General features: G+C 54.1%; 6 protein-coding genes and 1 pseudogene. 5 read left to right on the forward strand and 2 right to left on the reverse strand.

Features of this window, described 5'->3' with window-relative positions; genetic code table 11:
* The 3 genes from PPL9_RS31240 to PPL9_RS09320 form a co-directional block, all read left to right on the forward strand.
* Positions 1-1,177, forward strand: a 1,177-nt coding sequence (locus PPL9_RS31240; protein WP_161831262.1) for a thiamine pyrophosphate-dependent enzyme, incomplete at its 5' end; no start/stop codon positions are given.
* A 2-nt stretch (positions 1,178-1,179) separates the two neighbouring features.
* Positions 1,180-2,628, forward strand: a complete 1,449-nt coding sequence (locus tag PPL9_RS09315) for an NAD-dependent succinate-semialdehyde dehydrogenase (RefSeq protein ID WP_057462439.1) — start codon at positions 1,180-1,182, stop codon at positions 2,626-2,628.
* Positions 2,628-4,334 (forward strand): dihydroxy-acid dehydratase, encoded by a 1,707-nt coding sequence (locus tag PPL9_RS09320; RefSeq protein WP_057462440.1) that lies wholly within the window; start codon positions 2,628-2,630, stop codon positions 4,332-4,334. The genes PPL9_RS09315 and PPL9_RS09320 overlap by 1 nt, the downstream gene beginning before the upstream one ends.
* A 55-nt stretch (positions 4,335-4,389) precedes the next feature.
* Here the strand turns inward: PPL9_RS09320 and PPL9_RS09325 are convergent, their stop codons facing one another.
* Together PPL9_RS09325 and PPL9_RS09330 are read right to left on the reverse strand one after the other, a co-directional pair.
* Positions 4,390-5,490 (reverse strand): TIGR03032 family protein, encoded by a 1,101-nt coding sequence (locus tag PPL9_RS09325; protein WP_057462441.1) that lies wholly within the window; start codon positions 5,488-5,490, stop codon positions 4,390-4,392.
* A 99-nt stretch (positions 5,491-5,589) separates the two neighbouring features.
* Positions 5,590-8,313 carry an autotransporter domain-containing protein gene (locus PPL9_RS09330; protein ID WP_208989270.1) on the reverse strand — a complete coding sequence of 908 codons (2,724 nt, stop codon included), beginning with the start codon at positions 8,311-8,313 and terminating at the stop codon, positions 5,590-5,592.
* A gap of 548 nt (positions 8,314-8,861) precedes the next feature.
* Between PPL9_RS09330 and PPL9_RS09335 the strand changes: the two genes are divergently transcribed.
* The gene (locus PPL9_RS09335; protein ID WP_057462442.1) at positions 8,862-9,878 is read left to right on the forward strand and encodes a cytochrome c peroxidase; all 1,017 of its coding nucleotides are present in this window, start codon (positions 8,862-8,864) and stop codon (positions 9,876-9,878) included.
* A gap of 11 nt (positions 9,879-9,889) precedes the next feature.
* Positions 9,890-10,586 (forward strand): annotated as a pseudogene (locus tag PPL9_RS33170) (methyl-accepting chemotaxis protein); the annotation flags it as partial.

The raw sequence follows: 10,586 nt of genomic DNA on the forward strand, positions 1-10,586 counted from the left end.
CAACCTGCTGGAAGCCGTGGAGCTGTTGAAGTCCACCAGCAAGATCGCCATCAAAGCAGGCGGCGGCTCCCGTCCGTTTGCTGAGGAACTTCGCGCCCTTGCCGAAGCCTCTGGTGCAGTGGTGGTGGAATCTCCGGGCTCACTGGGCATCCTGCCAGATGCGCATCCGCAGAACATGCATGTGGGTGGCTCGAAAGGGTCCATCAGCGGCAATCACGCCATGCAGGAAGCGGAGCTTCTGGTCGCCATCGGCTCGCGCGCTGTGTGCCAGAGTGACTGCTCCGGCATGGGGTGGCCAAAGGCAAAACACGTCATCAACATCAACGCCGATCCAATGGATGTGCAGCACTACGCCCAAACCACGGCATTAAACGGAGACATTGGCGAGGTGGTGAAGCTGCTGCTTGCTGAGCTCGCAAAAGATGGTGTTGCCAATAAAGCTGACTGGCTGAAAGACTGTGCTGCAAAGAAAAGCGAATGGACTGCCTTCAAGGCAGATCGCTATGCAGCAGGGCGGGTGAGTGACCTCATGTGGGGGCAAGGGGTCCTCACCCAGCCTCAAGCCATCAAAGCCGCTTCTGATTTTTGCAAAAAACACGGCGCCCTCAAGCTTTTTGACGCGGGCGACGTGCAGGCCAATGGCTTTCAGGTGGTGGAAGATGACCGTGTCGGCGAAACCATCACCGAGACCGGCGCTTCCTACATGGGCTTTGCAGTCTCCGCTCTCATCGCAGGCGGCGTGGCGGACGAGGGAAAATACTCTGTCGCATTTACCGGAGACGGCTCTTTCATGATGAATCCACAAGTGCTGATCGACGGTGTGGAGCATGGTGTTCACGGCACGGTTTTAATCTTCGACAACCGCCGCATGGCTGCCATTAGCCACCTTCAACTTGCTCAGTACGGCAAGGATTACCGCACCAATGACGGTGTGGCTGTCGATTACATTGCCATGGCGAATGCGGTGGATGGCGTGCTTGCGCTTTCTGGCGGAAACAGCGCGGAAGATTTGAGTGACGCACTGGAAAAAGCCAGAGCGCACACAGGTCTCAGCGTGGTGCACGTGCCGGTTTATTACGGAGAAGATCCGGCGGGTGGCATGGGCGCTTATGGCAATTGGAACGTTGGCAACTGGTGCGATGACGTTCAGGACAAATATTTGGAAATGAGCATTTAATCATGACAGATGCGAAGCTTCTTATCGGCGGAGAGTGGGCGCCAGCCAGCAACGGCGAAACCCGCGATGTACATAGCCCGGTCACCAGCAAAGTGATCGGCACCATTGCCGCTGCAAGTGCAGACGACATTGCCAGCGCTTTGAAACTGGCAAAGGACACGTTCCCGAAATGGGCTGCGGTTCCGGCATGGGAGCGCGCCAAGGTGCTGCGCAAGGCCGCTGATCTGATCCGCGAACGGACGCAGGACATTGCCCATGTAATGTCCCTTGAAACCGGCAAACCATTGGCAGAGGCCATTGGTGAGACCGGAGCAGCAGCAGACCAGTTTGAATGGCAGGCAGAAGAAGCCAAGCGCATCTACGGCCAGACCATTCCGGGCCGCAATGCTGATGAACGCCTGACTGTAAACTACCAGCCAGTCGGTCCATCTCTGGCACTGTCCGCCTGGAACTTCCCGGCCTTGCTGCCCGCTCGCAAAATCGCGGCAGCATTGGCAGCTGGGTGTTCCGTCATCGCCCGTCCTGCCTCTGAAGCAGCTGGACCATGCTTTGCCATTGGTCAGGCCCTGATGGACGCGGGCCTAATGCCGGGAGCCCTGGCTATTCTGACAGGTGACAGTCGCACGCTGGCTCCAGCGCTGATCAATGCGCCTGAAATCCGTAAGGTGTCGCTGACCGGCTCTGTGCCCGTGGGCAAAGACGTGATGCGTCAGTGTGCAGATGGCATGAAGAAAGTCACCATGGAGCTGGGTGGTCATGCCCCTGTGGTCATCCATAAGGACTTTGACCCGATTGCAGCAGCCCAGAAACTGGCAGCCACTAAGTTCCGCAATTGCGGTCAGGTTTGCATATCTCCAAGCCGCTTCTACGTGCATTCTTCCATCGCGAAGGAGTTCGCAGAAGAGTTCGCCCGCTATGCCAAATCTCTCGTGGTTGGTGATGGATTGGAAGACGGTGTTAACACTGGACCACTTATCCGCCAGCGCGCGGTAGACCATGCATTGCGCCTGACAGAGAATGCCATCGCCAAAGGTGCTGACCTGCTGGCAGGTGGTAAGCAGCCGGAGAACCTGCCCGATGGCAGCTTCCTTGAGCCGACGGTTCTGATGAATGTACCGGACGATGCCGCGATCATGATTGAGGAGCCTTTCGCTCCAGTCGCCCCGATCTCCACCTTTGATGATGTGGAAGACGTGATTGAACGAGCCAACAACACGCCGTTTGGTCTGGCAGCCTACGTGTTTTCTTACGACAGCGCTTTGGCACTCAAAACCGCTGATCGACTGGAAGCTGGCATGGTTGGCATCAACGAGACGCTCCTTGCAACCGCAGAAGCACCGTTTGGCGGCAATAAGGAAAGTGGCTTTGGCCGTGAGGGTGGTTCGCTCGGCATCATGGATTACCTTGTTCCGAAATACACCCGCCACCTGCTAATCTCCCGAGAGATCTGATGAGCAAAAAAGTACAGGGGGTGGAAAACGGCCTGACAAACTATGGCGACAAGGGCTTTGCCCGCTATTTGCGCCGTTCCTTCGCCAAGTCCATGGGCTACACGGATGCAAGTCTGGACAAGCCAATCGTCGGCATCTGTTACACCGAGAGCGGGTTCAACAACTGCCATAGACATTTCCCCGAGATGCTGGAAGCCATCAAACGCGGTGTACTCGCCTCTGGCGCACTGCCGGTGCCGTTCCCGATCATGTCTCTGGGTGAGGTGTTCCTGAGTCCAACCTCCATGGTCTATCGCAACCTGATGGCCATGGCCGTGGAAGAGATGATTACCGCACAGCCGATGGACTCCGTTGTGTTGATGGGGGGCTGTGACAAAACCGTTCCGGCACTGTTGATGGGGGCAGCTTCCGCTGGCAAACCAGCCACCATGGTTGTGGCTGGCCCGATGATGACAGGGCGCCACAAAGGCGAGCGCCTCGGCGCTTGCACCGACTGCCGTCGTTTTTGGGCGCAATACCGCGCAGGCACTGTGGATGAGCCCGAGATCAATCAGATTGAAGGCCGATTGGCGACTACTGCGGGCACCTGCGCTGTGATGGGTACCGCCAGCTCCATGGCCGTGATTGCTGAAACTCTTGGCATGATCCTTCCGGGTTCAGCTGGCATCCCGGCAGTGCATGCCGACCGTTTGCGTAATTCAGAGGAGACTGGTGTTGTCGCGGCCAAAATGGCACTTTCAGAAAACGCTCTGACACCAGACAAAATCATGACCCGTGAAGCGTTCGAGAACGCTCTGCGCGTATTACTCGCCGTTTCCGGCTCGACCAACGCAATCATCCATCTGACGGCAGTTGCCGGACGTCTTGGCATCGACATTTCACTGGACCGCATGAACCAGCTTTCTGATGAGACACCCGTGGTGGTGGACCTGAAGCCAGTTGGTCAGGGCTATATGGAAGATTTCCATTCCGCTGGCGGTCTGGATGGTGTTCTGGACGCGATCAAAGACAAAGTGCATCGCAGCCCAATCAACATTGAAGGCATGAGCCTAGGGGATCGTCTAGATGCATCAAAGGCTGATCCATTCGACCACAACGTGATCCGCAAAGCTGACAATCCCGTTGACCCGCAAGGAGGCCTGATCGCACTGAGTGGTTCACTGGCACCAGAAGGCGCAATCCTGAAACGTGCTGCCGCAACGCCTGAGCTTCTTGAGCATGAGGGCAGGGCAGTTGTGTTTACGTCTCTGGAAGATCTTGCCAATCGCATTGACGACCCTGATCTGGACATCTACGCAGATGACGTCATGGTGTTGCAAAACGCAGGCCCGCGCAGTCCATCTGGCATGCCAGAAGCAGGCTATTTGCCAATCCCGAAGAAACTGGCCCGTGCTGGTGTGAAGGATATGGTGCGTATTTCCGATGCCCGCATGAGCGGTACAGCCTTCGGCACCATCGTGCTGCATGTAACACCGGAAGCTGATCTGGGCGGGCCGCTGGCACTGGTGCAAAACGGCGACCGCATTCGCCTCTCTACCAAGGCCAAAAGCATCGACCTGTTGGTTTCAGAGGAAGAATTGGAACGTCGCCGCGCGGCCTTCACCTCACCAAACCCGGAACCAGCCCGCGGCTATAAGCAGCTTTACCACAACACGGTTTTGCCGGCGACCAAGGGATGCGATTTCGACTTTCTGCAGAAGGTCTGAGCGCATTTATAAAGGCGAGTGGGCAGGGTTTCTCTGCTCACTCTTCAGCACTGGGTCACGCAACTTCCGTTTGTTTTGAAGCGCTGGCTATTGTGCGTAGATTACTCATTTCTGAGGAGGTTGGAGACGCACCAGACGGCAGGCGAACTCCCGGCAAAGTGCACACGTCCAGCATCTCTTTCACCACACCTCTGAACCGGATCCACTCCACCACATCCCCTGTGGCAAGATTGATGACCTGCACTCCGCACCATGGGTCTGCATCACGTTTCTTCAACTCCTCATCCAACGGCAGGCCTTTGAATGAACCGTCACGTGGCAGGGAGAGACCAACGATGGCGTGATTGTTGTGAAACGCCAGTCCGCGTGCGAACCCGGGCAGAAAACAGCGCGGCTGAAACGCGCCACTGGCAAGATCAATAGTGCCAAGATAGCCCGTGCCTGAGTTAACCACCCACAGCTCACCCTTATGCCAACGCGGTGAGTGCGGCATGGAGAGTTTTTCGGTAATGACCTCATTGCTGGCAATATCGATCAGGCAGCCGCCTTCCTCCCGGCGATCCCGCCACCCGCTGATCACGTCCGCCCTACTGACCATGGTCACATAAGCTGGTTTGTCATCCCTGAGTGCAATGCCATTCAGATGACATCGATCTTCAGCGGCATGTTTGGAGATGAAATCAGGTGTCCACCAAGGAGCAAACGAGTGGATGGGATGCAAGGTTGAGAGACAGGAGTACATGGTGTTTGCAAAGACGATACTGCCGTCGTTTAGGGCCACGATGTCATGAATGTCCAGATCACCCGTCGTATGCGCAACACGAGGCACATAATACTTATCCGCGTCTCCCACACGTTGGTCTTGTTCCAGAATGTTCTCAAACCGGATCACCTGATTGGCTGTACCGAGGATCAACCGTTGCGGTTCTGCCCAAAGGCCCATGGCACGGCCCGTGCCGATGGCATGAAAATGAATACCGCCACTGGGTTTGACACCAACCAGAAACAACTGCCCTGTTTGATAGGAGGAAATGGCAAGCGAGACCTGATTGGTGCTGAGCCAGATTGCCATGCCACGAGAGCACGAGATATCGTTAGGCTCCAACCGCGCCACTGGCTCTGCATTTTGCGCAGGGTTGTGTGTTGAACCAGCCATCTCATCCCCTTTTAGATTACGCTTGCAACAATCTGGGACTATAGGCCCATCCCGCAGGAGGGGCCTCAGCGAGTTATGAGGGCTCGATATCTACGAGGCTTAGAATTTGATCGTAAAATCTAACTCGATGACATGAATGGTCGCGTTGTCACCAAACTGGCCATTGTATTCTGCGTTCACAAAAAGGTTGTCAGCCGCGCGGGCATCAAGGCCAACTTCCAGCTCAAATGCATCTTGAGAAATCGGCGCCCCATCCACGCCAAAGGCAGTGCTGCCTGCAAAGGCCAGCAAGGCCGAAGGATCTACATCTCCATAGGCGTGGCGCCAGCTGAGGGCTGCATTGACGTTGAACAAGTCATAGACGTTATAAGCACCCCGCACACCCAGATTGGTGAAGGTACTATCAAAACTGCCACCTTGTTTCGTCAAGGCTGCTGTTCCGCCATTCTCCGCAAAGCCATCTGTGTGTACGTCGATATAGGAAACACCAAGGAAAGGCTCAAACGCGAACGCCTCCATAACAGGAAACTCATAGTTGGCTTCGGCATAAAACTGCCAGCCGCGGCCTTTATAACTGCTGTGCTCACGCTCGTTGATGGTCGAGAAGTCCACCGTTCGCGCCCCTTCAAGGAAGTGCCAGTTGTAAATACCCGCCAGAACAAAGCCGATATCTTTGGCCACCGTCTCTCCATAGATGCCGATGGAGCATGTTGTCGCGGAGCCGCTGGAGGAGCGAGCATCCTGTTTTACATTTGTGCGGCCATAACCACCCAGAACACCCGCGAGCGTTTCCTCGGCAAATTCCCGGTCATACCCAAAGAGTAAACCGCCCAGACTGTTATCCAATGACGCGGTATCACTGGTTCCAAACGTGTTGGACCATGCCCCGTAACCAATGCCCCAGAAGTCGTTTCGGCGATCCTTTTCCGGCTCCGTGGGGTCTTCCGGAGCAAGCGTCGCTGTAATGGAACCAAGTGAGGCGTCTGCATTGCGAATGCGGTTGTTGATCAAGGCCATCCGGCGATAATTGTTCTCAACCAATGCTCCCTGAATGGAGGCATAGATTTCACCGGAAAGATCATCATAGGCCGCCCGCGCTTCAGCTCCATTGGAAAGAGCAAGCACTGCTTGAGGCAAGGGCGCAGAAAGTGGCAAGCTGTCCAAGCCAACACACGCTGCCGAGCGTTGGTTCTCCGTCTCTGCCAAACCGCAGAAGTTGCTGGCAAGTTCTGCGGCGCTGAGTGTGACCGTGGTTGCGCCGTAGTTCAACGTCCAGTCAATGAACAAGGTATCTTCCACACTGTCAAACGTTCCGGTGATACCGCCAGCCGCATCAACAATGGTAAAGGTACCAACAGGTGCAAACGTTGCTCCGCTGGTTCGCACTACACCGCCATTCAACGTGCCATCACCGGAAACATCCAATGTATCGCTTGCAGTCATTCCCGCATTGAACGTGACGATATACGTCCCATTGGCATCATTTTGGAAGTCACCTGTGATATCTGTTTCCTGAACAACATCATCTCCTCCTGGAGAGAGAATACCAGCGTTGGTGAGTAAACTACCTGCACCCAGAATGACCTCATCCCCTGAGTTAAACCTTGCGCCACTCAGGTTGTTGAACGCGTTGGTGCCCGCATCTAAGTCGATGCCATTGGTTGACGTGAGCGTGCCGGAGTTGTTGATCGTGTCATCCCCAGTCCCGCCTTTAATGTCGTCAACAACGCCTGAGATTGCGTTGGTACCAGTCAGGGTAAACGTCGTGTCACCGACTGTCTGAATGTTAATGCCAAACGATTGTGCATTGATGGTGCTGTCTGTCAGGTTGACCTGAAAACTATTCGCCGGATTATTTCCGTCGGCAACCAATATCCCATCTGAGTTTGTACCATTAGCGTTGATCGTTCCGCTGTGTGTTACAGTCGCGGTGTTCTCGGAGTACACCATGATACCATGCGCGGCGTTACCACCTGTGGTGATGGTACCATTTTGGTCGATCGTAACCGCTCCAACGCCACGAGCACGAGCAAAAATACCATGCGAGCCGATACCGGATGTGGTCAACGTTCCAACATGCGTGATGCCAACATCTCCCGTCCCATCAGATCGTGCAAACAAGGCTGTACTTGATCCGTCCGTTGTGTCGACATTACCGGTTTGCGTGATGGTTATGGCACCTGTACTGCCACCTTGCGTGGTCGCATAGATCCCTTGAGCATAGTAATTGCCAGTATTGGTGATATCACCGGTATGGGTGATCGTAATCTCTTCAGACAAAATGACTTCAATGCCTCGGCTGTAATAGCCATCCGTTGTAATATCACCGGTATGTGTGATTGTTACTACATCAGCGTTCCTCACCTCAACACCAGAGGCGTATTGGCTTATTGTCTGAATACCACCATTGTGCGTGATGGAGACATCACCAGCAACAGGCTCTACCTCAATAGCGTTCCGGCCATCCGTTATGATGCTGAAATCACCCGTATCGCTGTTGATGGTGATATCGCCATTAGACACAACCAGGATACCTGGAAACGCGAAGGACGGAGCAATATTCGACGTCACGTTTTCAATGATAAAGTTGGTATAGACGCCTGCTCCCCCATCGATATCGACCCCAACCGACAAGTCACCTGAACAGGTCACCGTCGATCCATTGATAGAGCACTGGGGTTGAGGCGACACAGATTGCGCGCTAGCTGGCATGATTGCCACGCTCGGCAGCACAATGATGGCCGTAGATAGAAGAAGAGATTGATAGAGACCGCCGGTGTTCAACATCCGTGCTGGTCTGAAAGATGTGACGACGCCGCTCATTTAAAACCTCAAGCTACAAAACTAAGGCACTTAAATTTCTCGAGATACGCCGAGTACTGCTCTCTCTTCTGACAATGTGCAGGTTTGTCAGGTAGATACACGTTAACGGAAAGGGCTGATATGCAAGTGGTTTTCCAGCAACGCAGACCGTTCGATTCCATCAACAAAGAGGTAGGGGCAAACCTTAACGGGGCACTCTCTTGTCACAAGCTTTGAAAATTGAGGGCACTGGTTCAACTGGACTCAACTGACGAGGCGCAAAAGAGATTCTTGGCGGAGTCAAGTTGTAGAACTTACTGTTATTCCTATGTGCTGCGCATATTGATGGAGGTTCGATGAACCCACAGAGGCAGTGCAATACATGATTTGCAGGCAGCCAATATTTTGTAAGTTTCTGTATATGCGCAGGTTTTCATCGTAACAGTGGAAAGTCATCTGATCTCACATCACATATCAGTGAAGGTGCCTAATCAAAACAATCGATAAGGCATTCGTTAACTCCTCTTCTGCTAGGGGATCTCCCTTATATTTGCTTAGGGGAGAGCATCATGTCATTTCTAGGAAGAGTTGTAGGCCATGTGTCTGCTGCCATTGTATTGGGGCTGACCTCATTTCCCCTGAGTGCTGCAGACATCAACTCACTCAAAGAACAATATCGCAGACCGCTGGAAATCCCGTTTCCGGAGAGCGCACCGTATTCTCCGCAGATGGCGACTCTCGGCAAGATGCTGTTCTTCGATCCGCGCTTGTCTGGCAATAAAAACATCAACTGCGTCAGCTGCCATAACCCATCCTTTGGCTATGAGGTGCCTGTTCCGACCGCCGTTGGGTCTGCCAACACCTTGCTTGGGCGTCAGGCTCCAACAATCCTCAACGCTGCCTGGGTTGCACCTATGTTTTGGGATGGCCGTGCCGAGACGTTGGAAGAGCAGGCCGCTGGACCGATCACCAATCCGGAAGAGATGGACGGCAAGTTTGAAGCCATCGTCGAGATCCTGGATGAGATCCCCGGTTACAACAAATGGTTTGGCCTTGTCTTCCCGCAGGATGGCATCACACGCGACACTGTGCTGACCGCAATCGCCACGTATGAGCGCACGGTTGTTTCCGGCTGGTCTCCGTTTGACCGTTGGGTTGAAGGAGACGAGGGTGCGATCTCAACCTCTACAAAACGTGGGTTTGAACTGTTTAACAGCAAAGGCAATTGCGCAGTCTGCCATAGAGGATGGAACTTCACGGACAACAAGTTTCATGACATTGGCACACCAACCGAAGACATTGGCCGCGGGCTTTATGAGGAAGACAATCCCAAAGCTCAGTTTGCTTTCAAAACTCCGGGCCTGCGCAATCTGACCTACCGTGCGCCATTCACTCACAATGGCAGCATTCCTGATCTGGAAACCATGATCGCGCATTACAATGCTGGCGGCATTGAGCGTCCATCCCGATCCGAGCATGTACGTCCGCTTGACCTGTCTGAACGGGAAGTTCAGGACCTCAAGGCATTCCTTGTTTCGCTCACCGCCGAGCGGACTGAAACACCAATGCCAACGCTGCCAAACTAAGGACCGGATCCATGACTATTCGCAGTAAAATCTTCATTCCGATCCTGAGCCTCATCATTGTCGCTATGGCGCTGATGGCATTCCTCGTCTGGCAGGCAGCCGAAGGCCGTGAAAATCTTGGTCGTGTAACGCTGAAAGCGCTGGAAGCACAGCGCCTTTCCTTCACCATTGTCAACCACTTCGAGCATGCCAAAGAAGTTGTCGATACAACTCTGGCCATGACCACTTTCATTGAGCCTGAAGAATTTCGCCGCGAGTTCAAAGACATCAACGCGTCTCTGGGTATGGACATTGAGGAGACGTTAGAGGTCGCGCTCAATGACGAGATGCAGCAGGCCGTTGTTTCAGCGCAGACCAGCTTTAAAAACTGGAGTAAAGATGCGGCTATCCTGCTGGGTATTACACCATCCCGCATGATCCCGACCAAAGAGAAGATCGAGCGCCACAATCAGGCACTTCGGGCTTCCATCAACGCGATTGTATCATCCACCGTTACCGCCAGTCAGTCAGCACTTGCGCAGGCCAATGCGGATGCACGGCGGCTGAACATCATTTCCCTCAGCTTTGCGTTGATCGCAGGTCTTGGCGGACTTGGCTTTGCTCTCTGGCTCGCCAACAGCCTCAGCAAACCAATCGTCTCGCTCACCTCCAAGATGGATGAGCTTGCTTCCGGTGCAGTTGATGTGGACCTTAATCTTGCCGCCCGCA

Origin of the sequence: Pseudovibrio sp. POLY-S9 (genome assembly GCF_001431305.1) — a bacterium.
Lineage (GTDB): Bacteria > Pseudomonadota > Alphaproteobacteria > Rhizobiales > Stappiaceae > Pseudovibrio.

Excerpts from the sequence above, each read along its gene's own strand:
- PPL9_RS09330 (WP_208989270.1), bottom strand. The coding sequence starts at position 8,313 with ATGAGCGGCGTCGTCACATCTTTCAGACCAGCACGGATGTTGAACACC.
- PPL9_RS09315 (WP_057462439.1), top strand. The coding sequence starts at position 1,180 with ATGACAGATGCGAAGCTTCTTATCGGCGGAGAGTGGGCGCCAGCCAGC.
- PPL9_RS09320 (WP_057462440.1), top strand. The coding sequence starts at position 2,628 with ATGAGCAAAAAAGTACAGGGGGTGGAAAACGGCCTGACAAACTATGGC.
- PPL9_RS09335 (WP_057462442.1), top strand. The coding sequence starts at position 8,862 with ATGTCATTTCTAGGAAGAGTTGTAGGCCATGTGTCTGCTGCCATTGTA.
- PPL9_RS09325 (WP_057462441.1), bottom strand. The coding sequence starts at position 5,490 with ATGGCTGGTTCAACACACAACCCTGCGCAAAATGCAGAGCCAGTGGCG.